Annotated in this window: 22 protein-coding genes; 3 read left to right on the top strand and 19 right to left on the bottom strand. The window is 35.8% G+C overall.

Features of this window, described 5'->3' with window-relative positions; translation table 11 throughout:
* Positions 1 to 60 precede the first annotated feature (60 nt).
* The 5 genes from H9L01_RS07050 to H9L01_RS07030 all read right to left on the bottom strand — a co-directional run bounded on the left by H9L01_RS07050 (position 61) and on the right by H9L01_RS07030 (position 4,798).
* Positions 61 to 1,023: an ABC transporter permease gene (locus H9L01_RS07050; RefSeq protein WP_187533258.1), complete on the bottom strand. Its 963-nt coding sequence runs from the start codon at positions 1,021 to 1,023 to the stop codon at positions 61 to 63.
* Positions 1,013 to 1,315 (bottom strand): antibiotic biosynthesis monooxygenase, encoded by a 303-nt coding sequence (locus H9L01_RS07045; RefSeq protein ID WP_187533257.1) that lies wholly within the window; start codon positions 1,313 to 1,315, stop codon positions 1,013 to 1,015. The genes H9L01_RS07050 and H9L01_RS07045 overlap by 11 nt, the downstream gene beginning before the upstream one ends.
* Positions 1,316 to 1,579: 264 nt before the next feature.
* Positions 1,580 to 3,139 carry a 2,3-bisphosphoglycerate-independent phosphoglycerate mutase gene (gpmI, locus tag H9L01_RS07040; RefSeq protein WP_187533256.1) on the bottom strand — a complete coding sequence of 520 codons (1,560 nt, stop codon included), beginning with the start codon at positions 3,137 to 3,139 and terminating at the stop codon, positions 1,580 to 1,582.
* A gap of 77 nt (positions 3,140 to 3,216) precedes the next feature.
* Complete coding sequence (locus tag H9L01_RS07035) at positions 3,217 to 3,849, bottom strand: HAD family hydrolase (protein WP_187533255.1); 633 nt, start codon at positions 3,847 to 3,849, stop codon at positions 3,217 to 3,219.
* 115 nt (positions 3,850 to 3,964) lie between these two features.
* Entirely contained in the window at positions 3,965 to 4,798 is an 834-nt protein-coding gene (locus H9L01_RS07030; RefSeq protein WP_187533254.1) for an alpha/beta fold hydrolase, read from the bottom strand.
* 528 nt (positions 4,799 to 5,326) lie between these two features.
* Between H9L01_RS07030 and H9L01_RS07025 the strand changes: the two genes are divergently transcribed.
* Entirely contained in the window at positions 5,327 to 6,607 is a 1,281-nt protein-coding gene (locus H9L01_RS07025; RefSeq protein ID WP_187533253.1) for an ISL3 family transposase, read from the top strand.
* A gap of 95 nt (positions 6,608 to 6,702) precedes the next feature.
* Here the strand turns inward: H9L01_RS07025 and H9L01_RS07020 are convergent, their stop codons facing one another.
* The 3 genes from H9L01_RS07020 to H9L01_RS07010 are packed head-to-tail and all read right to left on the bottom strand — an operon-like array spanning position 6,703 to position 10,656.
* Positions 6,703 to 8,496, bottom strand: coding sequence for an ABC transporter ATP-binding protein (locus H9L01_RS07020; RefSeq protein WP_187533252.1), 1,794 nt, complete (start codon positions 8,494 to 8,496; stop codon positions 6,703 to 6,705).
* Complete coding sequence (locus tag H9L01_RS07015; protein WP_187533251.1) at positions 8,496 to 10,229, bottom strand: ABC transporter ATP-binding protein; 1,734 nt, start codon at positions 10,227 to 10,229, stop codon at positions 8,496 to 8,498. Before H9L01_RS07015 ends, H9L01_RS07020 begins: the two co-directional genes overlap by 1 nt.
* Position 10,230: 1 nt before the next feature.
* Positions 10,231 to 10,656, bottom strand: coding sequence for a MarR family winged helix-turn-helix transcriptional regulator (locus H9L01_RS07010; protein WP_187533250.1), 426 nt, complete (start codon positions 10,654 to 10,656; stop codon positions 10,231 to 10,233).
* Positions 10,657 to 10,829: 173 nt separating this feature from the next.
* Here H9L01_RS07010 and H9L01_RS07005 point away from each other — a divergent pair, with 173 nt between their 5' ends.
* Positions 10,830 to 11,945 carry a hypothetical protein gene (locus H9L01_RS07005; protein ID WP_187533249.1) on the top strand — a complete coding sequence of 372 codons (1,116 nt, stop codon included), beginning with the start codon at positions 10,830 to 10,832 and terminating at the stop codon, positions 11,943 to 11,945.
* A gap of 29 nt (positions 11,946 to 11,974) precedes the next feature.
* A complete protein-coding gene (locus tag H9L01_RS07000; RefSeq protein WP_187533248.1) occupies positions 11,975 to 12,268 on the top strand; it encodes a hypothetical protein in 294 nt (97 codons plus the stop codon).
* 43 nt (positions 12,269 to 12,311) lie between these two features.
* On the opposite strand, the gene H9L01_RS06995 is transcribed toward H9L01_RS07000, so the two are convergent.
* The 11 genes from H9L01_RS06995 to lplA all read right to left on the bottom strand — a co-directional run bounded on the left by H9L01_RS06995 (position 12,312) and on the right by lplA (position 26,383).
* On the bottom strand, positions 12,312 to 12,497 hold the full coding sequence (locus H9L01_RS06995) for a hypothetical protein (protein WP_187533247.1): 186 nt from the start codon (positions 12,495 to 12,497) through the stop codon (positions 12,312 to 12,314).
* Entirely contained in the window at positions 12,490 to 13,443 is a 954-nt protein-coding gene (locus H9L01_RS06990) for an ABC transporter ATP-binding protein (protein ID WP_187533246.1), read from the bottom strand. The genes H9L01_RS06995 and H9L01_RS06990 overlap by 8 nt, the downstream gene beginning before the upstream one ends.
* Position 13,444: 1 nt before the next feature.
* Complete coding sequence (locus H9L01_RS10890; RefSeq protein ID WP_187533245.1) at positions 13,445 to 14,926, bottom strand: oligopeptide/dipeptide ABC transporter ATP-binding protein; 1,482 nt, start codon at positions 14,924 to 14,926, stop codon at positions 13,445 to 13,447.
* A 46-nt stretch (positions 14,927 to 14,972) separates the two neighbouring features.
* Positions 14,973 to 16,853 carry an ABC transporter permease subunit gene (locus H9L01_RS06980; RefSeq protein WP_187533244.1) on the bottom strand — a complete coding sequence of 627 codons (1,881 nt, stop codon included), beginning with the start codon at positions 16,851 to 16,853 and terminating at the stop codon, positions 14,973 to 14,975.
* Positions 16,854 to 16,866: 13 nt separating this feature from the next.
* Positions 16,867 to 17,841, bottom strand: coding sequence for an ABC transporter permease (locus H9L01_RS06975; RefSeq protein ID WP_187533243.1), 975 nt, complete (start codon positions 17,839 to 17,841; stop codon positions 16,867 to 16,869).
* 75 nt (positions 17,842 to 17,916) lie between these two features.
* Positions 17,917 to 19,713 (bottom strand): ABC transporter substrate-binding protein, encoded by a 1,797-nt coding sequence (locus H9L01_RS06970; protein ID WP_187533242.1) that lies wholly within the window; start codon positions 19,711 to 19,713, stop codon positions 17,917 to 17,919.
* Positions 19,714 to 20,131: 418 nt separating this feature from the next.
* Positions 20,132 to 21,538 (bottom strand): dihydrolipoyl dehydrogenase, encoded by a 1,407-nt coding sequence (lpdA, locus tag H9L01_RS06965; protein ID WP_187533241.1) that lies wholly within the window; start codon positions 21,536 to 21,538, stop codon positions 20,132 to 20,134.
* 15 nt (positions 21,539 to 21,553) lie between these two features.
* On the bottom strand, positions 21,554 to 23,152 hold the full coding sequence (locus H9L01_RS06960; protein ID WP_187533240.1) for a 2-oxo acid dehydrogenase subunit E2: 1,599 nt from the start codon (positions 23,150 to 23,152) through the stop codon (positions 21,554 to 21,556).
* A gap of 14 nt (positions 23,153 to 23,166) precedes the next feature.
* On the bottom strand, positions 23,167 to 24,147 hold the full coding sequence (locus tag H9L01_RS06955; RefSeq protein ID WP_187533239.1) for an alpha-ketoacid dehydrogenase subunit beta: 981 nt from the start codon (positions 24,145 to 24,147) through the stop codon (positions 23,167 to 23,169).
* Entirely contained in the window at positions 24,147 to 25,265 is a 1,119-nt protein-coding gene (pdhA, locus tag H9L01_RS06950) for a pyruvate dehydrogenase (acetyl-transferring) E1 component subunit alpha (RefSeq protein WP_187533238.1), read from the bottom strand. Before pdhA ends, H9L01_RS06955 begins: the two co-directional genes overlap by 1 nt.
* Positions 25,266 to 25,396: 131 nt before the next feature.
* A complete protein-coding gene (lplA, locus tag H9L01_RS06945) occupies positions 25,397 to 26,383 on the bottom strand; it encodes a lipoate--protein ligase (protein WP_187533237.1) in 987 nt (328 codons plus the stop codon).
* Positions 26,384 to 26,504: the final 121 nt, after the last annotated feature.

The raw sequence follows: 26,504 nt of genomic DNA, 5'->3' as shown, positions 1-26,504 counted from the left end.
GATATCCCGTAAAACAAATAAACTAATGACAGGATAAGTACAAGGCTGAGTAAAAGTGTTTTATGCTTTTTCATGGTACCCCCGTATGAGGATCACTACAAAAAATAAGGATCCAATAACTCCTAATGTTAGTCCAATTGGAACTTCATAAGGATATATAACGAGTCGCGAAATAAGATCAGACAACAGTAGGAGTATGCTTCCCATTAAAGCTGTATCTAAAATTACATAACGATCACTATCACCATAAAGATAGGAAACCATGTTGGGAACGATCAATCCAACGAAAGGTATCGTTCCAATTGTTGTCACTACAGACGCACTTAACATAGAAACAACCAGGACCCCTAAGATGAGTGTTCTTCCATAATGAACACCAACCGATTTAGCAAAGTCTTCTCCCATTGAGACAATTGCGAATCGCTTAATATAGAAAAGTGCAATGAGTACCAGAGGAATAGAGGTAAATAGTAATTCATACCTCCCCTTCAATATAAACGTAAAGGAACCCATCATGTACCCCGATAATGTTTGCATTAGGTCATACTTCAAAGCTATAAATGTTGTGATACTGTCAACGATCATCCCCAACATCATTCCCAATAATGGAATAAAAATAACATTTTTAAATTTTAATTTATGAATCAATATCATAAACAAAACTGTGAAAACCATAGAAAACAACCATGCAAAAAACATTCTTGATTGAATCGAAAGGCTCCCAAATGCTACTAATGAGATGATAATTCCAAAACGAGCACCATCCATCGTGACGGCTGTAGAGGGTGAAACGAATCGATTTTGAGAAATTCTTTGCATAATTAATCCGGCAATCGAAAGTGATATGCCGGTCATCACTACTGAGAGATACCTTGGAATGCGACCCTCGATGAGAATCATCCATGTCAGTGCATCTCCCTTTAATATTTGACTTAGGTTGATATCATTAGCACCAATAAAAATTGAAGCAAGTGACAAACCTAAAAAAACAAATACGTAAATTGAACGCGTTTTAGAGCTCATGAACGATTTCGTAGCGCGTAGAAGAATGTTTCACAAGATTTGGATTAGGCTTACGATTACGATGTAATTCTTTATGAATATCCCCACGTTTAAACGTTAATAATGCTTCTTCACTTTCCCAGATCATTGTAATGATTACAATATCAACTTTAGAACTTGCATCATTTAAACCTACTTTTAAATCTTTAAACCCTTCAACACCTCGAACAACGGTTGTTTCAAAGAACTTGTCCGCGAAAGCACGTCCTGTTCCCTTAACCAACTCAAATTGTTTTACTTCTACATAACACATATGGTCACCTTCCTTGACAAACTAGTTTGTAATTAAAGTCTATGATATGTACAAATGGGAAACAAGCAAAACATTAATTAAAATTATCAATATTTTCACATAGTCACTTTGTTTAGTCCTAAAAACAACCAATACGGGTCTAAAAGAGAGTGATTGTCATTGTCATGTGAATATTCGAGCAAATTATACAAAGAAATTGCGTGCGACATTTGAGCAAATAAAAACAAGTTCTGCTACAACAATGTAACAAAACTTGTTTTAAAATTATTTCTTAATGAGACTTGGTAACCAATTTTGATGTGGTTCAATATCTAAGAGGTCTGCAACAGTAGCTGCGACGTTTGCAAGTCCATATGTACCCTCTTGTTTTAATTCAACATCACGGTTGTAAACGATAAATGGTACTGGATTTAAGGAGTGTGCTGTTTTCACATTTCCTTTTTTATCAAGCATTTCATCAGCGTTACCGTGGTCAGCGAGAACGATTAATGTTGCTTCATTACGTTTCACAGCTGGTAAGAGTCTTGATAAGGCTAAATCAACGGATTCCATTGAGATGATTGTTGCAAGCATATCGCCTGTATGACCAACCATATCCCCGTTAGGGAAGTTAATACGAATAAAATCATATTCTTTAGAATCAAGAGCTTTAATGACTTCATCAGTAATCTCTGCTGATTTCATCCATGGACGTTGATCAAAAGTAACATCGTCCCCTTTGATTTCAACCCATGTTTCAAGTGTACTTGATAATTTTTCTTGTTTATTTCCATTCCAGAAATAAGTAACGTGACCATATTTTTGAGTTTCTGAAATTGCGAATGATGAAAGATTATTAGCAATTAATGTCTCTGTCAAGGTGTTTTCAATATGTGGTGGTTCTACCAAGAAGTGTTCTGGGATTTTTAAATCACCATCGTATTGAAGCATCCCTGCATATTTAACGTCAGGAACACGAACACGATCAAACTTATCAAAGCTTGCATCGGTTGTGAATGCTTTTGAAATTTCTAAAGCACGGTCACCTCTAAAGTTGAAGAAGATTACAGCATCGCCGTCTTGAATAGGAGCAATTGCTTCCCCGTCTTTTTCTACGACCCATGCTGGAATATATTGATCGGATAATGATGGATCTTCGTTACGGAAGTGTTCGATTGCGCTCACAGCTGAATCAAAACGTTGTCCTTCACCAAGTACGTGTGTGTTCCAACCACGCTCTACCATGCCCCAATCAGCATCGTAGCGATCCATTGTAACAAGCATACGTCCACCACCTGAAGCAAAAAATGCCTCAAATGTATCATCATTTAGTGAGTCCATAAGTTCTTGAACTTGATTGATGTAAATGAGTGCTGATTGTTGTTCAACATCACGTCCATCTTGTAAAGCATGAAGTGCAAGACGTTTTACGCCATCTTTTTTAGCTTGTTTAATTAATGCTTCAACATGCTTGATATGAGCATGAACATTACCATCAGATAACAATCCAATTAAATGTAATGTATTACTTTTCTCTTCTACAAGCCACTTCCAAGTTGGTGATTCAAACAACGAATTGTTTTCAATGGATTCGCCAACAAGTTTAGCCCCTTGAGAATAGATTTGACCTGAACCCAAAGCGTTGTGTCCAACTTCAGAGTTTCCCATGTCATCATCTGTTGGAAGTCCAACAGCGTCTCCATGCGCTTTAATTTCAATATTAGGACATGTTTTCATTAAATTATCTAAAGTTGGAGTATATGCTTGTTTAACTGCATTTCCTTCAACTGTATCACTTAATCCAACACCGTCCATTACGACTAATACTACTGGTTTTTTACTCATAAAATCCTCCTACGCGCCTTATTTTATCATCATTTGTAATGAAACTCCACATGTTCATCGCATTCTTTGTGAATTCATTACACAAGATTCAATATTTCACTCATATTATCAATAATTTGTGAAGCCCCTTCAGATTCAAGCTCTTCAACACTTCGAAATCCCCAAGAAACACCAATCGGAGTCATGTTAGCATTCTTTGCAGTTTGCATATCAACATTACTATCACCTACAAATAAAATATTTTCAGGTTTACAGTTCATCTTCTCAGCACAAATTAATGCAGAGTGAGGATTGGGTTTGTGTTTTCCATCAAATTGATCTCCCATTACGGCTTCAAACTTAATATCTTTAAAAAAATGTTCCACAATATTATCTGTATAAACTTGTTTTTTGTTTGTACAAATTGCGATTGGAACCTTTCTCTCATTTAATGTCTTTAAAGTTTCAATAACATTATTATAAGGTAATGAATCATCAAGATAGTGTTCTTGATACTCATCTAAATAAGCTTCTAGAATTTCATCAAATTGTGGATGTTCTCCCACAGCCCTTTCAACAAGCTTCTTCATACCATTTCCAACAAAAAGTGTATAAGCATCCAATGGATGTTCGGGTAGATTATATTTCTTCAAAATGCGATTCATGCTATTTCCAAGATCCGCAATTGTATTTAAAAGTGTTCCATCTAAATCAAAAATTATTCCGTTCATAATATGCCTCCGCTACCAATTCTAACATGATTCCAAGATATTATCTTTAGAATTGAATGATCTCCCTTTATACCTAAAAAGAACCTCCTAAATTAAGAAGGTTCTTCATCTATTATTATAACAAGTTTAAAAATTTGCGATATTTTACGGGTTCTTCTAACATTGGATTGTGTCCGCTTTGACTGAATTGTCCAAAGCTCACATTATCATTATCAAATACAATGTCTTTCCAAAGATTTGTTGGTGAAACAAGGTAGTCATATTCTGATAACAATAGCAAAATTGGTTTTGAGTATTCAGCTACAAATCCTGCTGTATCATATACCGCAAATGCTTCACCCCACAGATGATCAAGTGCTGGCATGTTGTTGATGACATCATCCCACAAGTAAGCACCATCATAATTATAATCATAGAATGAATGAGCTTGCATTGCTATATTCATTAGCGAGAAACGGTCAGTTGGATTTGATTTCAATTGTTCTTGAAAGATTTCCCAAGCTTTATAGAATGCCTGTTTACGTTCCTCGGTTGCAGTCATTTCAAAGTATTGAATACTTTGATTTTGTCGTTCTTGTGTATTCATAGGTGCAAGATTTGAGAGTACAAGTGTTTCCACATGTTCTGGATACTTTTGAGCATAAGCCATCGCCATGAATCCATGACCAGAATGACCTAATAAGTGCATACTATTAATTCCAAGTTCAATGCGTATTGCTTCAATATCTTCAACGATATCTCTTAGTTCAAATGAAGCATTCGCATCCGTAGACACAGAGAACCCTCTATGATCAACATAGACAATACTCAAATCGTCATATACGTCACTCACAAAAAGTTTCGGATAGTATACTGCACTCCCGACTATCATTAAAGGAATATCATTTCCTTTACGATCATCTAATATATTTAATGTGTAGCCATCTCGGCTGATTGATAATTTATTCATAATTATTACTCCTTTTATTTTAAAATTGATTTCTAACTCAATTAAAATAATTCTGAAGTAGTCTTACTCTTATTATTGCTACTTCAATCAATTATCAAAATTGAGTAGCTCGTGCATTTTACACGCTTATCGATACCAAAATACATAATATCACCTCAATATGATTGTAAAGGCCAATAAAGAATTTGTAAAGCCATATGAAATATGGACGTGAAACTCAAACTACATGTAAAAATATGATAATATTTGCTAGCAAAAAAAATACGAAGAGCATGGTGCTGACTTTAACCTACTTGAACGTCCCATCTCAATGTTGAAAAATATATCTGCTTACCTTCTATTCCTAGGAAGGCTAAACAAAATAAAGCCCACTTAATTGTGGGCTTCATAATATGGTTCTTTAAAATCTGGTGTTGGTGAGATATTTATCTCATCAACACTTTTTTATTTTAGATAATAAAAAAAGACATAGATAAGTAAATCCTCTATACTAAAGTCACCACAACCAGAGAAAGGGATCCATCATCTATGTCCAATCAAAATAATACACGAATTTTACTTAATATTAAAGACAAATCCATACATTTTTCAGATGAAAGTGTTCAACAAGAAGTCATAAAAGGAGTTTTATCTCACGTTGTATACGCTACACACTCTCCGGATCATCCCGATTATTGCACAAAATGTGGTTGCATTAATCAAGATAACTCTATTATTAAAAACGGAACTAAGTCTGTCACAATTAAACTTCCAAAGTGTTCTAATTTCACAACCTACTTAAAACTTAAAAAACAACGCTATTACTGCAAGATGTGTTCGCATACATTTATCTCTCAAACAAACCTAGTTGATAAAAACTGCTCCATATCCAAGAACACCTATCATAAAGTACTTTTAGAAATTAAGACAAAACGTTCTGTTTGGGATATATCAAAGAGTAATAATATCTCTCACACTACCATTAACTCTTGGATCACAAATATCAATTCAAAGTTTATTCAACCTCACAATTCCTTGCCCAAGAACCTATCCTTCGATGAGTTTAAGTCAGTTAAAGAGGTTAAGGGTAAGATGTCATTTATTTTTACAGACGCTGATACAGGTAAGATACTGGATATCCTTACGCATCGTCATATTGGTTTCCTCAAGTCTTATTTCTTTTCATTCCCTCTTGAAGTTAGAAAACAAGTAGAGACTGTTTCTATGGATATGTTTAAAGGATATATCGACCTCGTAAAGTCCTGTTTCCCTAACGCTAAAATAATTACCGATAGATTCCATGTCGTTCAGCTTATTAATCGATCATTCAACTCTGTAAGGACGCAAGTTATGAAAGAGAATAAACAATACTACTCTAAATTGAAGAAGTATTGGAAACTCTTAATGATGACTCAAGATGATTTAGATGACAAAGAATATAAGCACTTTAAGTGTTTCCCTCATCTTATGACTGAACAACAGGTCGTCGATGAACTCTTGAGATCTTCAAAAGAACTCGAAGAGTGTTATTGGTTAATGCAGCGAATACGGCTCTCTATCAATAACAGGCAAATAGACTATTTCGAAGACTTAATATCCAAGAATTACAAACATCTACCCAAGACGATTCAAACCACAATCAATACATTCAACTATCATAAAACATCGATACTTAATGCACTTACTTATGAATACTCAAACGGAAAATTAGAAGGTACTAATAACTTAATAAAAGTAATTAAGAGAATTGCATTCGGGTATCGATCATTCACAAATTTTAGAGCGAGAGTTTTACTTATAAGCAACACAATGTTACCATTACAATTATAAAAAGCTCCACCACAAATTAATGTGATGGAGCCGTGACTCTAAATCAATATTGGAGTTCACCAACACTAGATTTTCAAGAGCCCATAATATAACATTTAACTTAATTCAGTTTGACCTGTGTAAAGTGATGCATAACGACCATTTTGCTTCATGAGATCATCATGGTCTCCACGTTCTACGATTTGTCCATTTTCCAACACAATAATGGCATTGGCATTACGAACCGTAGAAAGTCTATGTGCGATTACGAATGTGGTACGCCCTTCCATAATGGAATCCATACCCTTTTCAATCAATCTTTCAGTACGTGTATCAATGGACGATGTTGCTTCGTCTAAGATCAAGATACTTGGATTGGCTACGGCTGCACGAGCAATATTCAAGAGTTGTTTTTGTCCTTGAGATAAGTCATCTCCATCACCAGATATTTCAGTATCATAACCATGTTCTAGGATTTTTATGAAATGGTGTGCATTCGCAAGTTTAGCGGCTGCAATACATTCTTCATCTGTCGCTTCTAGATTACCATAACGAATGTTTTCCATGATAGTACCACTGAATAAGTGCGTATCTTGAAGTACCATCGCAATATGTTTTCGAAGTTCAAGACGATTTAAAGTATCAATATCTTGACCATCAATAAGAATCTTACCTGAATCGATATCATAGAATCTTGAGATCAGGTTAGTAATTGTAGTTTTACCTGCACCCGTTGATCCTACGAACGCAATTTTTTGGCCTGGTTTAGCCCAGAAAGTTACATCCTTCAAGACAGGTTTGGATGGATTATATCCAAATACGACATTCTCAAAGCGAACATCACCTACGACATTTTCTAAGATTACGTCATCTTCGCTAACCGGTTCAAGTTCCCAATCAAGGAATTCGAAAATACGTTCTGCGGAAGCAATCGCTGATTGTAAAGTAGTGAATTGACTTGAAATTTCATTAATTGGTTTTCCTTGTGTACGCGTCATGTTTACATACGCTCCCAAGTCTCCAACACTTAAACCGTGGAATATTGCGAGATATCCCCCCACGATGCCAATCAATGCATAACTGATTGTATTGATGTTTTGCATTAATGGATAAATCATGATAGATGTAATTTGCGCAAATTGAGAGTTCTTACGATAAACTTGGTTTAACTCACCAAAGTCTTGTTGAGCTTGTTCTTCATGATTAAACAATTGCATAACCATTTGCCCTTCCATTGATTCCTCAATGTAACCATTTAGTTTACCTAAAGATGTTTGTTGGCGTTTCGAATAGATTCGACTTCGTTTCACAATCACATTAGACATTAATGATAGTAGCGGCAAAATAACAAGCGTAACAACTGATAAAATTGGACTTAAAATAAACATAACGATAATCGTACCAATTAGAGTAAAAATATTAATGATAATTGAAGCAGCGGCTGTATTCAATCCTTCACCAACTAAATCAAGGTCGTTAGTAAAGCGACTCATGAGATCACCATGAGCATTTGCATCGTGATAACTCACTCGCATTCGTAGCATGTGTTCAAACATTTCTTTACGAATGGTTGCGACAGTACGTTGTGATATTTTAACCATCATGCGTCCTGAATAATACATTGCAACAACTTCAAGCGCAAATACGATTGCGAGAAGTACTAATTTTCCAAAGAGCTGTTGGTACATTACCTCCTGAGTAACAGTACCTGTTAATCCACTCTCTATAATTTTAATTAAAGGTGAGATTGCATACGATCCATAGAGACCACCAAGAGTCGCAATAATAGAAGCAATGATAACACTTAGTAAGAGTCCTTTAGATGCTCCTAGATACGAAATAAGTCGTTTTAACGTCTTCTTTTGGTCCTTAGGTTTATGCTGTCCAATAACAATTGATCTTTGTGACATTATTCAATCTCTCCTTTCTTCATTTGACTGTTGTAGATTTCTTGATAAACAAGACATGTTTCAAGGAGTTCTTCATGAACACCCATTCCTACAATCAATCCTTCATCTAAGACAAGGATTCGATCACTGTCTGCTACAGAACTAATTTTCTGAGCAATACTAATAATCGTTATATCAGAATACATTTTGCTGAGTGATTCTTTAACTTGTGCTTCTGTTGCTGCATCAAGTGCACTTGTACTATCATCAAGTACCAACACTTTAGGATTCATAACAAGCGCACGTGCAATACACATACGTTGACGTTGTCCTCCCGAGAGGTTAGATCCTCCTTGTTGAATTGGATAATCAAAACCTTTTTCTTTATCCTCAATGAATCCATAAATAGAAGCAGCTTGTGTTGCTCTAATTAAGGTTTCTTCTGATGCATTTTCATTACCTAAACGAAGGTTATCACCAATTGTTCCGGTGAAGAGAACGTTTTTCTGTGGTACGAATCCAAACTGACGACGAAGTGAATGCAATTCGATATCGCGAATGTCTGTACCATCTAATGTGATAGATCCTTCACTTACATCAAGTAATCGAACCATTAGATTAATGAGTGTTGATTTACCACTCCCTGTTGATCCGATAATCCCAATATGTTCACCGGGTTTAACTTCAAAGTTAATATTTTCAAGGACATTATTAGCGCCTTCATAATAACGGAACGTCACATCATTAAACGCTAATGCTCCTTCTACATTGTCATCAAGAACAATTGCAGAATCTTTAGAAGTAATATCAGGTTCTGTAGTCATGACTTCACGAACACGAATTATCGATGCTTTACTTCTAGAAACCATCATCAAGACGTTTGTAATCATGAACATTGAGAACATGGTAAATCTTAAGTAGTTAATAAATACCAACAAATCCCCAACATGAATTGATTGTACATCTACGATAAGATATGCAGAAATCCATACAATAACAAGTGTCGCAAAGTGAATTGCTGCAGTTAATGCAGGGTTCATGATAACCATGAGGTTGTTTGCACTTACAGCTGCATCATAGTTCTCAGTATTTTCCTCAACAAACTTCTCGTCTTCTAAGTCTTCACGAACAAATGATTTAATAACACGAATGTTCATCAATGATTCTTGAACCTTACGGTTTAGCTTATCAACCTTTTTTTGTAATTTTACAAAACGAGGGAACCCTTGATGAATAATATATGCAAGTACTACTGAAAGAAATGCTACAGCAGCAAGCATAACCCATGATAGTTCAGGGCTAATCATGTAAGTCATAATAACAGTACTAAATAAGAACACAGGTGCTCTTACGAGTAATCTTAATGCCATCATTAACGTTCTTTGTAAGAAGTTAATATCGTTAGTAAGTCGGGTAACAAGTGATGCAGTTTGAAAATTAGACATGTTCTTAAGTGAAAATGTTTGAATTTTCTTAAAGACATCTTCTCGTAGACTTAATGCAAAGTTATTTGAAACTTGCGATGGGAAATAGAGTCCTAGCATGGCAATTACTGCCCCCAATAATGCTAATCCTACCATTTTCAATCCCACAGACATAATGATTGAAAAGTCTTGTTGGGCAATCCCAGTGTCAATAATTTCAGCCATCAGCTGGATTTGATACAACTCAATGAAAGCGACGCTTCCTACAAAAATTATTCCTAATATAGCCATAGGAATCTCTGGTTTAAAATGCTTATAAAATAATTTCAAATTATCGACTCCTCTCTTTCAAACCAAGAATCATTTTTTCAAATAATTCTTCCAAAACCAACTTTTCATTCTCTGATAGATTTACAAACATTAAGTTATTAATCATATTAAAATCAGTATGCAATTGTTCTACAACCTTTTCCCCTTTTGCAGACAAAAACAATGATTTCTTACGACGATCATTCTCAGTAACAACTCGTTGAATAAACCCAGCATTCTCTAATCTGCTGAGAGTAATTGACACCGTTTCCTTCGATACATGTAACGCATCCACTAATTCCTTCTGCGTTATTCCAGGACGTTCTTCAAGTTCAAATAAAAAACGAGGTTGTCCGATGAACAAGTCAAAATTGTCGAGATATTCTTGAACTGCAGTACGATGTGTTCGTGCTAATTCTCGAAACAAATTACTTAATGTATTATCCACACTATCTCTCCTTTAGTTAGTCGGCTAACTAATTATAACATACACTGTATGTTTTTAGATTTAATGTGCATAAAATATAGAAATATTAAGATTAGTAAAATCAAACATCACTATGATACACTATTCAAAAACAATTTGATAAAATAGTCATATTACATTACAAGGAGCTTTAAATGAAAAATTCATATTCATTCCGACTTGCAAACAAATTGATTTGGATTGTTCTCGCAATCCTCACCCTTTCCTTCTCTGGAGTTAAAACACAGTTTGACTTCGTTGATACGTCTTATTCGTATTTTGATGTTTATCCAGGAAAGTATATTACGATTTCTTCTATTGATGATGCCAACAACATCACCAATCCTGTTCGTATACAATCAGATAAAACCTATGACAATCTAAGTTTTTTAATTGATGGTGAAATATTAACCTTTGAAAATGGATTTACATTCACCGATATCGATAATGGAAGTTTTACCATTGAATACAATGCCAATCTTGATTCTTTTCTTCTATATCGAGACTTTTCACATTTAAATGGGTGGAGTACCGTTGGATTAGGTGCAATCATCACAATCTCAATCAACGTGATTTCACTTGCTCTAGAAATCATCGTTCGTCACAATCTCAAGAAAGAACATCAAGTAACCTTTTATAAATCCAATGCACAGAAAACTCTCAACGTATTTAATAGACTCAGCATCGTATTCCTATGCTCAATCGGTATTATTGCGATTGTATCCATATTAGGGTTTGACTTTTTATCATTCATTGACTCATTCACTGACATAACACTAATGTGGGGCGGATTTGGACTTCTTAGTCTTGGATTCATTGGATTATCACTTTATGAGTTCTTAACACCTTCCCTTCAAATCAAAGTTGAAAATGGCACTCTTGAGGTTATAGATAAAAATGAAATACTCTTCTATGCACCGTTATCAGAAGTTGTTTATTCGTATAAGGCAATTCGAAATGCTCATGCTGGTTCCAGTACGTATACTGTACTCACCGTTACGCTTGATACTAAGGAACACAGAACAACGGGTATAAACATAGATTTTATTCCTCTGGGTGATCTTCAATACCTGAACTTTATTCAGCTTCTTGATGACCAATCTACTCATTTACTTGATGACCATGAAAGTCGTGAAACGCTTTCTACAAAATTCACTTTTAAAGCACAACAATCTCGTAATACCGTTATATTCTTACTATCAGTATTCACCTTATTACCACTTGCGATCTTCTCCCAATTATTTTTGGGAGACTCGATTTTTCATACTTAATCGTAATGATGATAATTCTTGTTTTGTTCATGGTTGCAATCGTACTGTTTCTGATTGGAACACGAAAGAAAGTAACTTTCGAAGTATTAGAAAACGGAATTAAAATAAATGATACTCGCTATAACTATACAAATATTACAAAGATTGAAATGAGTACACCTTTTGAACAGAGTAACATGGTTCGCAAGTTAAAGATTGTTACGCATTCTAAGACAATTAAATACACAATCAATGAAAACATGAATCACTCAATCTCTCAGCATCAATATCAAAACTTTGCGAAAACACTTAAAGTTAGTTATCCTGAAGTAATCTTCAAATAAGAAACGAGCACCTATCGATTGACGATAAGTGCTCGTTTTTAGTTTAACGCATGAATATTAACCATATTGCTCCATAGAAGATAACCATCAACATGACCATCACTGGTAAAAACGTTATCAGTGCCGCAATAATCATTGCTTTAGTGTCATTTTTCTCAAGTTCAACATCTTTGAACTTTGCATCGATTTCTTCCTCAGTGAGTAGTTTCTTTTTTCGATACTTAAACATTTTCTTTATTTAATAAGTTTACAGCTACAAAGTGATTATCAGCAACTTGATGCCAATCTGAGTCAGCAACACCGTTCTCTCTGAAGTTCTTGAAGTCAAATACTTCGTTCTCAGCCTCATAGAGGTCCGGTGCGACTTGATCGTGGTCTTTACGACTATTGATGTCAGTCTTTAAGAAAGCTGCCATAAGACGCTTTGTATAAGGATGACGTGCATCCTTGAAAATTGACATGATTGGAGCTGCTTCAACAATTTTACCACCATACATAACAATAACATCATCAGCCATTTGGCTAATAACACCTAAGTCGTGAGTGATAAATAGAATTGAAGTCTTAAAGTTTGTTTTAAGATCATTCATCAACTTTAAAATTTCAGCTTGAATGATAACATCCAATGCTGTCGTTGGCTCGTCAGCAATAAGAATACGAGGATTACATGCTAATGCCATCGCAATCATAACACGTTGACTCATACCACCAGAAAGTTGGTGAGGATACGATTTCAATACGCGTTCTGCATTAGGAATCTTAACTGCTTCAAGCATCTCTTTTGATTTAACAGATGCTTCTTTCTTGGTCATTCCTTGGTGAAGAATCAATACTTCACTGATTTGTTTTTCAACTGTAAATACAGGATTCAAACTTGTCATTGGTTCTTGGAATATCATTGAGATATCATTACCACGAATTTTTCTTAATTGGTTTTCGTTATATTTAGAAATAACTTCACCATCAAAGATAATTTCACCATCATAGATTTTTTGATTAGATTCAAATAATTGAAGAATAGACATTGCAGTTTGGCTCTTTCCACTACCGGATTCACCAACGATTCCTAATGTTCTTCCCTCATCAACTGAGAAAGAAACACCGTTAACCGCTTTAACAAGTCCACGTTTGGTATCAAAGTAGGTATGTAGGTTTTTAACTTCTAATAAACTCATCTTACTTTCCTCCCTTAACACTGTGATTTAAGAGTCGACATGCAACAAAGTGTCCAGGAGATACTTCATGCCAGTCTTTATCTGCTTCACCAGTTTCTTTAAATGTAAAGTCAAAATCAGGATTATCAACTTTAACTAAAAGTTTCTCAATCTCTGCTTGGTCTTTTTCCATTCTTGGAATCGCAGCCAATAATTCTTTAGTATAAGGATGTTGTGGATTTGTAAAGATATCCTGAGCAGGAGCAAGTTCTACTAAGTTACCAAAATACATAACACCAATACGGTCACTAATAAAACGTACAACACCCAAGTCATGAGTAATGAAAAGGTATGTTAAATTGTGTTCGTCTTTAAGATCTTGTAATAAGTTAATAACTTGTGATTGGATGGATACGTCCAATGCACTAACCGCTTCATCACATACAATGAATTTAGGACGAAGTGCTAAAGCACGAGCAATCCCGATTCTTTGACGTTGTCCACCAGAGAACTGGTGAGGGAAACGGTGAATAAATTCTTTCTTGAGACCACATTTTTCCATGATATCTTGAATGTATTCAGTATATCCTTCACTCTTATTACTCTTAAAGATTTTGTGAGCAATGAGACCTTCACCAATGATATTTCCTACAGTTAAACGTGGATCAAGTGATGAATATGGATCTTGGAAAATAATTTGTAAGTCTTTACGTAAGAATCGCATTTCTTTTTTATTAAGGCATGATAAATCAATACCATCATCAAGAAGTGCTTCATACTCATCAAATTGAGCATGACTTCTAAGTGGTTCTTTAAATGCTTCAACTTCAGCATTCACAAGATCCAATTCCTTTTTAGCATTTTCAGCATTACCACGAAGTTCTTCTAATTTCTTTGTAGATTCTTCGCCATGTACACTTGCTCTCATCTTTTCTAAGTCAATTTCTTTATTAAGTTTTGCAAGAACACTCCCCTTATTATATTTCTTAAGAAGAAGTGAACTTACAGCATTTAAATCTTTACTTACGAGTAATCCTCCAGCAAGACGGAAAATATTTCCGTATGTGTTTTCGTACTCAATCGTTTTCAATCTTAAAGCTTCATTTGCTTCAAGAAATTCTTCACCTGATTTACCAACAATAGCTTCTTGGCATACCTTTAAGGCAGCATAGTCAGCATCATGTTTTACGAATACCTTAGGAATTGATTTATACACTTTACCAACATATGTAGGCATCATGTCTTCAATCTTTTCACCGTAGTATAGAGATACACCACCGGTTTGATCATAAAGTTGAATTAATGTACGACCAAATGTTGATTTACCACATCCGGATTCACCAACAAGTCCTAATGTTTCACCTTTATGAATATTTACTGTAATGTCCTTGTTCGCCTTTACATAATCTTGACGACGTTGGAATACACTCGATTTTTTAATTGGAAAATACTTTTGTAAATGTTCTACTTTTAAAAGTACATCGTTATCTAATTTATCTGTCATGTAGAACCCCATCCTTACTATCTAATTTGTTTGTCATAATTTTTACCTATTTCTGATTCGATTTTGGATCCATTGCGTCTCGTAATGCATCACCAATCAAGTTAACAGACAGAGCCGTTAACATAACACACAGAGCAGGTAACAACCATTGCCACCAATAATATTCAATAACTGTTGTGTTCGCTACGTTTGTAAGCATGTTACCCCATGATGGAGCCGGAACACGAACACCAAATCCTAAGAATGAAAGTCCTGCTTCAGATAGAAGACTCGACGCATAACCCAATGTCATACTTACAATAATGAAGTTGAAGACACTTGGAAGGATATGTTTGATTAATATTTTGTTTTCTTTGATACCTAGAGCACGCGCAGCAAGAACAAAGTCTTTCTCACGTTCTGCAAGAATTTGCCCACGAACAAGACGCGCTACTCCTGGCCAAGAGAGAACCCCTTGAATAACCATGATCATACCAATACGTTGAATATCCGGCATGTCAGTAGGCATTAATGACGAGAGCGTAATTGCTAATGGTAGGAATGGGAAAGAGCTCACAATTTCTGCGAAACGCATTAAGATATTGTCAACACGGCCACCATAATACCCAGCAATTAATCCAACAAGCACACCAAGAATTGTAGAAATTAACATCGCAACAGCACCAACTGTTAACGAAATCTTACCACCTTGAATTAATCGTTCTGCTAAATCACGTCCGAAGTCATCAGAACCCAGTAAGAATCCTTTGTTACCCCAGCTAGTTACGTTATTAGAACCATCAACTGCATACATTTGGAACATATCAGAATAGATTTCTTTGGTACTTCCTTGTACTTTTGTAGGAACATCAAGAAGTCCGTATCTATCAGCTCCCCATGAGTATACTGTTCCTTTTTCTGTTAAAGCATTAAAAGTAGCTTGTGTTTTAGTTAGTGATACAACTTTAGAATCAAAATCAGGAAGTGTTAACATTCCTTTTTGACCTGATCCCCAAGTGTACATTTTTCCTTGATCATCAACTGCAATTGCTGAAGTTCCGGAAATTTTAACGTCTACGACATTAACTTCTCCTGATTTCAGTTCAGCAGGAATAGCAGCAACCTCGTTCGATTGGTTACCAATAACTGCAAGTGAGTTATTATCTAAGGTAAGAATAATACTATAAGGTGCAATTTCAAAGTCTTTAACATGACCTTGATACTCATCAGGGATTGAATCCAATCCACTATTCATTGTACTTCCCCAAGGATGAATGAATCCATCTTCAGTTAAGATTACAGAAATTTCTTGAGCTGCGCCCACTTTAACAATATTTTTATTTCTTAATTGTTGTTGTACCTTTGAATCTAGAACTTCAATATTTAATTCAGTTTGATTAAATGATCGGTTACCAACACCAATAATGCTATTGTCCTCTGCTACTGCAATAATATGATCAGTACCAGCTGAAATATGTTTGATTTTCTTACCTTTTGTTTTATCAAGGATTGAATCAAGTTTATAACGTTTTGATGGGTTTTGACCCCAGAAGTAAACTTTACCTTGATCATCAAGTGCTACAGAAAATGATGAACCACTTGATATTTCAACAATATTTTTACCTTGTAAGTTACTATCAACTTTTAGGTAATTACGGCCAGGAGCCATATTTTTTAAGAGTGGCTCATAATCATACATATTGTAATCTTGTGTAGCTGCAACACCGAAGACTGTAACAAAAATCAAGATAAATGCTACAAGTCCTGTTACCCCAAGTTTATTGCTAAAGAAGTTTTTAATTATCTGTTTTGTTGGACTGACAACGAAATCATCCGATGCAATCATTTCTTCCAATTCTTTTTCACTTTTATTTCGTCCAAATGAGAATAATGAAGAGAACATGGATTTAATACTTGACCAAATTCCTGGTTTTTTATTATCTTTCATAACTTTCCTCTTCCTAATCTAATTTAACGCGTGGATCTACTAATGCGTATCCTATATCCATTACCACGTTTGATACTAACGATATAATAGCGTAGAAAATGTTAATTGCCAGAACAAGCTGATAGTCACGGCTATTGATACCAGAAACTAGAACAGATCCAATCCCGTTCCATGAGAAAATTCTTTCAGTAATAGCGGCACCCCCAAAGATACCTGCAATTGAGCCTGCTAGAATTGTAACAACAGGAATTAGAGCATTTCTAAATGCATGTGAATAGATAATAACTTTATTTGAAAGTCCCTTAGCACGTGCTGTACGAATGTAATCACTATTAAGAACTTCAATCATAGCGTTACGAACGTAACGAATTGTAGAAGCTAGTGATCCAATGGTTAGAGTCATAATTACTAGTGTTGCATATTTCATCCATTCTACAACGCTTGCGAACCCAGAGGTCATACCTTGAACAGGCATACCTTGAGTTGGGAACCATCCTAACTTAATTGCAAAGACATAAATAAGTAAAATCGATATAAGAAGTGTCGGCATAGACATACCAATAATTGATAGCACTTGCCATGTTTTATCATACCATCCGCCTCGTTTAACCGCTGATTTAATACCAACGATAACCGATATGATAAAAGATAACGTAATCGCGATCACGTTTACAGAAATAGTATTCTGCAAAGGTCTACCAATAACATCTTTAACCGGTTTTCTTTCTGATAATGAGAACCCTAAGTCTCCCTTAACAGTATTGCCTACCCATTTAACATATTGTTCGGGTAGAGATTTATCCAATCCTAGTTGTTCTCTAATACGAGCTTCTTGAGCTTGATATTCAACTGGATCTTTAATATTCGGATTCATCATTCCTAAAACTGGATCCCCAGGCATAATTTTAACAAAGCCGAAAAGCATGATTGAAATTACAATCACGACAGGAATTAATGAAATAATTCGTTTTACTAAATACTTTAACATACAATTCTCCTTTATTACGCAACTATAAGAAGTGCCTGAGCACTTCTTATAGTCTAACTAACTGTTAAAAATAAATTATTTTGCTATCGAAATATATTCAATGGTTTGATCCCAGTTAAGTAATGGCGTAATCTTATCCATACCTTCTACACGTTTAGCATAGATATCGTGGTATGTATTTGAATATAGAGGAATTGAAGGAAGTAATTCATTCCATCGCACAATATATTTAACTACATCATCTGAGAATCCTTCACGGTCTGTTGGTTCGTGACGGCGCATTGACATAATCAAGTTATCCAATTCGCTATCAGCTAAGTCTGACCAGTTTGTACCACGTCCAACCCAGTCAGAGTGGAATCCTGTATATGGATCATAAATTGCAGTAAACGATGTTGCTAAGTTAAATGAGTTGTAATCATTTTCCTTACGTCCTTGCATGTAATCTCCAAGTGTAGCAAAATCTCCTGTATCCATTGAGAAGTTCATACCTACTTTAGCAGCTGATGGTTTCAACTGTGTATTGATTAATGTAGAGATGTCATTCTTTTCAGTTCCGAAGTGTTTTACAGCTAATTGTTTACCATCTTTATTATGACGGTAGTAAGCTGCTGTGTCACTTGCTTTTGATGCATCAAATGGAGTTTTTCCATCTGCTTCATAAATAAATTCAGTTTTATCTAACAATTTGTTAGCTTCATCTAAGTTATATGTATATTTGATAAGTTGGCTTTCAATCTTATCTTGGTTTTCTGTATAGAACCATTGTGATAATCCGTAAGGACCATCAACAACTTTTGCATATCCACCAGCAATGTTGTTAACAAATTCTTGACGGTCTAATAAGAATCCCATTGCTTGACGTACTTCTGTAATGTCTGTAGGGAATTTATTTGCCTTCAATACGATGTTACCAAATCCATTACGTGGGTAAGTATGCATTGGTAAGTCTAATTCTTTAGCTTTATTGATATGTTTTCCTTCGATCATACCTGGAGCCATGTCAATTTCACCTTTTTCAAGGGATTGAACTTGAACATCTGTAGATACAACACGAACTACAATTTTATCAATTTTAGCTTTTTCGCCTTCGAAGTTTCCTGCATAGTTATCGTTTTTCACAACAACTGCTGTATCATCTTTGAAGCTGTCGAATTTATATGCACCTGATGTAACTGTTGGAGCATAACGTTCTTTTTCAGCAACGTTCTTAACACCTGCAGCAATTTCTTCTGCTGTGTTGTCGAATCCATTACCATTTGCATTAAATTTAGCATCCTTCATCCAAGCATGTGCTGGATCAGGTGTAACTGCTGCGAATGTTTGTTCGTAGTAGTAAGGAAGGTTTTCACCATCGATTGTTAATTCAAAGTGTTTGTCATCAATGTACTTAACACCTTCAAATTCTTTTGAACTACCGTCTTGGTATGCTTTATATCCAAGTAGGTCTTGTGCTCCAGCATCCATTGTAGCAACATTTTGCCATTCACCTAATGAACGGAATAATACGCTAAATACGAAGTCTTTTGCAGTGATAGCTTCACCATCTGACCATTTAAGTCCATCTTTCAAAGTATATGAATATGTTTTATTTCCATTTTCACCTTCTTTGATGTCAAGTTTTTCCACAACTGTTGGATTAACTTTATATTCTCCAGTAGCGCGATCAACATAATGTGTTGAAGCTCCTGTTGATAGATTTCCCATTAATCTCATTACCCAAGCATCGTATGCTCCTGAACTAAATCCTGCGACAAAGTCACCTTTTAGTTTGTCAGGGGCAGCAACTGTTAATGTATTTCCTGACCCTTTGGAACTACATCCAGCTAGCACGAGTAATGAAGCTAATAATGTAAGCATTAGTTTTTTCATTAAACTACTCCTCCTTGTTTCCTATACAGATTGTTCTGACTGTATGAATGTATTATATAGTATTCAGAAAAAATGTCAATGCAATTTTCAGAACTTTATCATAAAAATGAAACCAATTGTAAATTATATGAAAGAATATGCATATTTTTACATTTGCACTTGACATTTCTCTTGTTTTATTCTAAATAACCACTCAGAACGCGTTTAAATCTACTGTAGAGTGCAAATAGGAATAAATGATGCAGATCTATTTTTCAATAAAAGATCCTCAATATACCTTTAAATAGGAATACAATCACACCAAATTTGTAACTTTTTCTGAAAATTTCTTTCAAAGTGATATTTTTATGAAAACGCTTGTTACATGAACAGAAAAAAAGAGCACAATATGTGCTCTTTTAAGTAATAATTTATTGAATTAAATGTGGATTGGTAATCCAATTGAAATTTCTGAAGCATCCATAACTGTTTCTGACAATGTAGGATGTGCATGAATTGTTAATGAAAGATCTTCAACATTCATACGTGCTTCAACAGCAAGACCGATTTCAGCAATAATATCACTAGCTCCAACACCCGCTACTTGTCCACCAAGTAGAAGTCCTGTTTCTTTTTCTGATACTAAGCGTACAAATCCTTCTGAAGCATTAAGTGATAATGCACGTCCGTTAGCTCCGAATGGGAACTTGGATACTTTAACGCTTAATCCTTGATCTTTTGCTTCTTTTTCTGTTAAACCAACAGTTGCAAGTTCTGGATCTGTAAAGCAAACTGCAGGGATTGCGACATAGTCAACTTCAACATCTTCTCCGCAAAGTGCTTCAGCAGCAACTTTAGCTTCGTATGATGCTTTGTGAGCTAATGCAAGTCCTGGAACAACATCCCCAATAGCGAAGATATGTTTTTGGCTTGTACGTCCTTGTTTATCAACTGTGATTAAACCACGTCCGTTTGTTTCAACGTTAGCAACTTGAAGTCCTAAGTCATCTGTATTTGGACGACGTCCAACAGTAACCATGACATAGTCAGCACTAATTGTTTCAGCTTTTCCGTCTACTTCATAAGTGACTTCAACACCGTCTTTAGTTTCTTTTGCTTCTTTAGCCATTGCGTTGTTTACGATTTTAACGTTTTTCTTTTCAAATTCATTCGTTACAAGTTTAATCATGTCTTTATCAAATTGAGGCAAGATTGAAGGTGCACCTTCTAAAATTGTAATTTCTGAACCTAAGTTTGCATATACTCCTGCAAGCTCACTACCAATGTATCCACCACCGATAACAACAAGTTTCTTAGGAATTTCTTTTAAGTTTAATCCACCTGTTGAATCAATGATACGTTTACCAAATTTGAAACCTTTGATTTCAATTGGACGGCTACCTGTAGCAATGATTGCATTTTTGAATGTATATGATTGTGCTTCTTCACCATTCACAACACGTAATTGGTGTGTATCGTTAAAGAATGCAGTTCCTTTGATAATTTGAACTTTATTCTTTTTCAATAACATAGCAATACCTGAAGTTAATTTATTAACAACTGCATTGTCTTTCCAAGCTTGAGTTTTTTCGAAATCAATTGCAACATTTTCTGCTGTGATTCCGAATGTTTGTGAGTTCATTGATTCTTGGTAACGGTGTCCTGCATTGATTAATGCTTTTGAAGGAATACATCCTACGTTAAGACAAACACCACCGATTTCATCTTTTTCAATAATTGCTACTTTTTGGCCAAGTTGTGCTGCACGAATTGCTGCAACATATCCACCAGGACCTGATCCAATAACAACTGTTTCTAATTCTAAAGCTAAATCTCCAACTACCATTTTCTATTCCTCCGATTAAGATTCCATTAATAGAATATCAGGATTGCTTAATAAGCGTTTTACTTCATTCATCGCTAATTGAGCAGTCATACCGTCAATAATTCTGTGATCAAAGCTAAGTGATAATGCTAAGACATTACCTACTCCTAATGACCCGTCTTCTAAGACAACAGGTTTCTTGTCGATACGTCCGATACCTAGAATTGCAACTTCTGGATAGTTAATGATAGGTGTGAACCATAAACCACGAGCTGATCCGATATTTGAAATTGTAATTGTACCATCGCGCATATCTGGCAATGCTAATTTGTTATCATTTGCAGCACCTGCAAGTTCGGTAATTTCTTTAGCAATTGTAAAGATACCTTTTGAGTCTGCATTTTTAATGTTTGGAACATACAATCCATGAGGAGTGTCTGCTGCAAAACCAATGTTGTAGTAGTTTTTGTATACAATTTCTTGAGTTGCATCATCAACACTACTGTTTAATACTGGGTATTTACGTACTGTAGCAACAAGTGCTTTCACAACGTAAGGTAAGAATGTTAACTTAACATCTTGTGATGCTGCAACATCTTTGAATTTCTTACGGTGGTTAACAAGAGCTGTAACATCAACTTCGTCAAAGATTGTAACGTGTGGTGCTGTTGCTTTACTTGTAACCATTGCTTTAGCGATAGCTTTACGTGTAGGTGACATTGGTTCACGAGTTACTGAACCTGCTTCAACTACTGGTTTAGCTGCTGCTTTAGGAGCTGCTGTTGCCGCTGGTGTAGCTGCTGTTTGAGTTGCTGTTTCAACAACTGGTGCTGTTTGAGCTACTGGTGCGCCACCTTCTAAGAATGCATCGATATCTGATTTACGAACATGTCCGTGCTTTCCAGTTGCATTAACTGCAGTAATATCGACACCTTTTTCACGTGCATATTGACGTACTGAAGGCATTGCAAGAACACGGTTTGCAATTGTATTGTTAGCGAATGTTTTACCGTTTCCTGCAGGAGCTTGTTCTGCTGGAGCTTGTGCTTGAGCAGGAGCTGTTGCAGCTGCAGGTGCGTGACCTTCTGCTGCGATTTCAACAAGTGCATCACCCACTGTTGATACTGTTCCAGGTTCTACTAAGATTTTAGCAATTGTTCCTGTAACTGGGGATGGTACTTCTTGAACTAATTTATCGTTTTGGATTTCTAATAAAGGTTCGTCTTCTTTAATAGCGTCGCCTTCTTTTACAAACCATTGTACAATTTCACCTTCTGCAATTCCTTCTCCAACATCAGGCATATTAAATACAAAGTTGCTTGATCCTGAAGCAGCTGGTGCTGCTGGAGCTGCTTGTGCTGGTGCTTCTTCTGCTGGTGCAGCTGCTGGAGCATGTCCTTCTGCTGCAAACTCAACTAAGTTATCACCAACTTGTGATACTGTTCCTGGTTCTACAAGAATTTTTGTAACTGTTCCTGTAACAGGTGATGGAATTTCTTGAACTAATTTGTCGTTTTGGATTTCTAATAGAGGTTCATCTTCTTTAATTGAATCGCCTTCTTTTACAAACCATTGTACGATTTCGCCTTCTGCAATTCCTTCTCCGACATCAGGCATTTTAAATATAAATGACATAATTTTTGCCTCCTCTAATCAAAGTTGACAACTTCGCGTACTTTAGCGAGGATGTCTTCTTCATTTGGTAACCAGTCGTTTTCAGCTAAACCGAATGGGAAAATAGTATCCGGAGCAGCAACACGTCCGATAGGAGCTTTTAATGATAAAATTGCACGTTCTGCAATTTCAGCCATAACAGCAGCTCCAACACCAGCTTGTCTTTGAGCTTCTTGAACCATAACAATACGGCCTGTTTTATTTACAGATGCTACGATTGTTTCAATATCAAGAGGAGATACAGTACGTAAGTCAATAACTTCTGCTGAGATTCCTTCTTTTGCAAGAGTTTCAGCTGCTTTGATTGATTCACGAACCATGTATCCGTAAGTAATGATTGTTACATCGTTTCCTTCAGTAACAACATTTGCTTTTCCAAGAGGAACTGTATAGTATCCTTCAGGAACTTCATCACGGAATGAGCGGTATAACTTCATGTGTTCTAAGTAAACAACAGGATCGTTATCTTCGATTGATGCTAAGAGTAAACCTTTTGCATCATATGGATTTGAAGGAATAACTACTTTAATCCCTGGAGATTGAGTCATAAGACCTTCTAAGTTATCTGAGTGAAGCTCAGGTGTATGAACCCCTCCACCAAATGGCGAACGAATTGTAATAGGCATTTGACGTGTATTACCTAAACGGTAACGTGTACGAGCCATTTGAGCAACAACAGAGTCCATAACTTCGAATACGAATCCGAAGAATTGGATTTCAGGAATTGGACGATATTTTTCTAAAGCCAATCCGATTGCAAGTCCACCAATACCTGATTCAGCTAATGGTGTATCGAATACACGGTCTTCACCATGTTTTTCTTGAAGTCCGTCAGTAGCACGGAAAACTCCACCGTTCTTCCCAACGTCTTCACCAAAGATTAATGTATTTTCATCGCGTTCAAGGGCAATGTCAAGCGCTTCAGTAATGGCTTGGATCATTGTTAATTGTGCCATTATTTGTTACCCTCCTTGTTTTCAAAATGTGCAATTTGTTCTGCAATAACATTTGTTGGTTCTTCAAACATATTTTTCAAGAAATCTGAAACTTTTTGTTTAGGAGCAGCATCTGCTAACTTAACAGCTTCTTTAATTTCTTCGTCGAAACGTTCGATTAATTCAACTTCATGTTCTTCAGTCCAAAGACCTTTTTCTGTTAAGAAGTTTCTCATACGAATAAGTGGATCTTTTTTATCCCATTCGTCGAAACTTGCTTGTGTACGGTAACGTTTTGGATCATCTCCTGATAATGAGTGAGGACCGAAACGTGATGTTAATGTTTCAATTAATACAGGACCGTTTCCAGCAATAGCCCAATCGCGAGCTGCTTTTGAAACTGCATAAACTGCAAGTGGGTCCATTCCGTCAACTTGAATACCTGGGATACCAGCTGCTGCTGCTTTTTGAGCAAGAGTTGGAGCTGCTGTTTGGACGTGACGTGGTGTCGAAATAGCATATCCGTTATTTTGAATATAGAAAACTACAGGTGCTTTAAATGCTCCAGCATAGTTTAGACCTTCGTATGTATCACCTTGTGATGATCCACCGTCTCCAGTATATGTGAATGCAACTTGTTGTTTTCCACGTTTTTTAATTCCTACACCTGCTCCTGCAGCTTGTATAATTTGCGCACCAATAATAATTTGTGGTGGCATTGCGTGGAAATCTTCTGGGTAATTGTTTCCTTCAACGTGACCACGGCTCCATAAAAATGCTTTATGAAGTGGTAATCCGTGTTGTACTAATTGAGGAATATCACGGTAACCTGGGAAAAGAACATCATTTTTATCAAATGCAAAATAACTCGCAATTTGTGATGCCTCCTGTCCTGCTGTAGGTGCGAAGAAACCTAAACGTCCTTGACGTGCCAAGGTTGTTGAACGGTCATTTAATGCTCGTGACCATAACATTTTTTCGAAAAGCTCTACAAGCTCTTCATCTGAAAGATCTGGTAATAAATCTTTGTCTACTACCTTCCCAGTTTCATCAAGAATCTGGATTGGTTGGTAAATTTTTTCTACTGCTTCGAGTTGAGCAGCGAAATCCAACACATTACTTTTTTTCTTTTGTGCCATTGAAATCTCCATTTCCCTTCTATATCCTATTAAGCTGATTTAGCTTAATAATACATATTAAATGTAACATGATACCTGTTATCATTCAATGAATATGAATGATTTTGTGAAATATCTTTTCACATTAACAATTAATCAAATAATAACGATAGAATTTCGTCTTGAGTAATTGCTCCAAAATACTTTTTCAAGTCAAATTGCGATAAAATTGTTGACACATCATCGCGTACAAAACGCACTCCGACTAGTCTTTCTTCAATATCAGCGACGTCTTCAAGGCCTAAATAATCACCCATAAAACGGATTGCTTGAATTTTTCCTTCATCAACATCAACAAGTGTTTCAACACGTCCACCCGCAAAGCGAGCACCATTTTTTAGATTAAATTCAGGAGAATTCCCATAAATCCAATCCCATGTACCAAAACGGTTCACAGCTTCAAATTCAATTTTCGCAATGTCCTCATCCGTTAAGATAATTTCTTTATCTTGTCCCTTATTTGAAAGGAAATAATGAAGTTCATCCCAAAATTTATCTAGATCAGTTCCCTCTGGTAGATGTTCTTTAATGTTTGTAACACGGGAACGAACTGATTTCACACCTTTAGATGTGATCTTATCTGGATCAACATTAAGCGCTTGTACAAGATCTTCTACATCAACATCAAACATGATGGTGCCATGATGCATAAGTTTGCCATTAGCCATACGTTGAGCATTACCTGAAATCTTTAAACCATCAACAAGAATGTCATTTCGTCCTGAAGCTTCAGCATGAAGCCCCATTGCATCGAGTGCATCGATAATTGGTTGTACATATTTTTTGTAATTTACTTTACCTGGGTCATCAACGTTAATAACAAACGTAAAGTTCAAATTACCAAAATCATGGTAGACTGCACCACCACCTGATACACGGCGAGCCACTTTAATGCCATTTTCCTCAATAAACTTTAAGTTTATCTCTTCCAGTGTGTTTTGGTTTTTACCTACAATCACTGCCGGCGCATTTTGCCAGAGGAAAAAGAAATCCTCATCACAGTCGATATGCTTCATAGCATATTCATCCAATGCCAAGTTAAAATATGGATTGGTAGACTTATTGATTAAATATCTCACAGATGTTACCTCTTTTCTTCTATTTCCACATCCATGTTAATTTTAATGAGTATTCGCTTACAATTCAACCCAAGTGAATTGAATTGTTAAGTTCAAACATGATAAGATTTAAACAAGTTAT

It is taken from the genome of Erysipelothrix inopinata (assembly GCF_014396165.1).
GTDB classification, from domain to species: domain Bacteria; phylum Bacillota_I; class Bacilli_A; order Erysipelotrichales; family Erysipelotrichaceae; genus Erysipelothrix; species Erysipelothrix inopinata.
The sequence above is the reverse complement of the archived record's forward strand: the minus strand, read 5'-3'. Positions and strand labels throughout refer to the sequence as shown.

Bases quoted from the DNA above. Each gene is read 5' to 3' on its own strand.
- H9L01_RS07030 (WP_187533254.1), bottom strand. From the start codon at position 4,798: ATGAATAAATTATCAATCAGCCGAGATGGCTACACATTAAATATATTA.
- gpmI (WP_187533256.1), bottom strand. From the start codon at position 3,139: ATGAGTAAAAAACCAGTAGTATTAGTCGTAATGGACGGTGTTGGATTA.
- H9L01_RS07050 (WP_187533258.1), bottom strand. From the start codon at position 1,023: ATGAGCTCTAAAACGCGTTCAATTTACGTATTTGTTTTTTTAGGTTTG.
- H9L01_RS06960 (WP_187533240.1), bottom strand. From the start codon at position 23,152: ATGTCATTTATATTTAAAATGCCTGATGTCGGAGAAGGAATTGCAGAA.
- H9L01_RS07025 (WP_187533253.1), top strand. From the start codon at position 5,327: ATGTCCAATCAAAATAATACACGAATTTTACTTAATATTAAAGACAAA.
- H9L01_RS06990 (WP_187533246.1), bottom strand. From the start codon at position 13,443: ATGAGTTTATTAGAAGTTAAAAACCTACATACCTACTTTGATACCAAA.
- H9L01_RS07045 (WP_187533257.1), bottom strand. From the start codon at position 1,315: ATGTGTTATGTAGAAGTAAAACAATTTGAGTTGGTTAAGGGAACAGGA.
- H9L01_RS06975 (WP_187533243.1), bottom strand. From the start codon at position 17,841: ATGTTAAAGTATTTAGTAAAACGAATTATTTCATTAATTCCTGTCGTG.
- lpdA (WP_187533241.1), bottom strand. From the start codon at position 21,538: ATGGTAGTTGGAGATTTAGCTTTAGAATTAGAAACAGTTGTTATTGGA.
- pdhA (WP_187533238.1), bottom strand. From the start codon at position 25,265: ATGGCACAAAAGAAAAAAAGTAATGTGTTGGATTTCGCTGCTCAACTC.
- H9L01_RS06955 (WP_187533239.1), bottom strand. From the start codon at position 24,147: ATGGCACAATTAACAATGATCCAAGCCATTACTGAAGCGCTTGACATT.
- H9L01_RS06995 (WP_187533247.1), bottom strand. From the start codon at position 12,497: ATGTTTAAGTATCGAAAAAAGAAACTACTCACTGAGGAAGAAATCGAT.
- H9L01_RS07020 (WP_187533252.1), bottom strand. From the start codon at position 8,496: ATGTCACAAAGATCAATTGTTATTGGACAGCATAAACCTAAGGACCAA.
- H9L01_RS06970 (WP_187533242.1), bottom strand. From the start codon at position 19,713: ATGAAAAAACTAATGCTTACATTATTAGCTTCATTACTCGTGCTAGCT.
- H9L01_RS07005 (WP_187533249.1), top strand. From the start codon at position 10,830: ATGAAAAATTCATATTCATTCCGACTTGCAAACAAATTGATTTGGATT.
- H9L01_RS10890 (WP_187533245.1), bottom strand. From the start codon at position 14,926: ATGACAGATAAATTAGATAACGATGTACTTTTAAAAGTAGAACATTTA.
- H9L01_RS06980 (WP_187533244.1), bottom strand. From the start codon at position 16,853: ATGAAAGATAATAAAAAACCAGGAATTTGGTCAAGTATTAAATCCATG.
- H9L01_RS07000 (WP_187533248.1), top strand. From the start codon at position 11,975: ATGGTTGCAATCGTACTGTTTCTGATTGGAACACGAAAGAAAGTAACT.
- H9L01_RS07035 (WP_187533255.1), bottom strand. From the start codon at position 3,849: ATGAACGGAATAATTTTTGATTTAGATGGAACACTTTTAAATACAATT.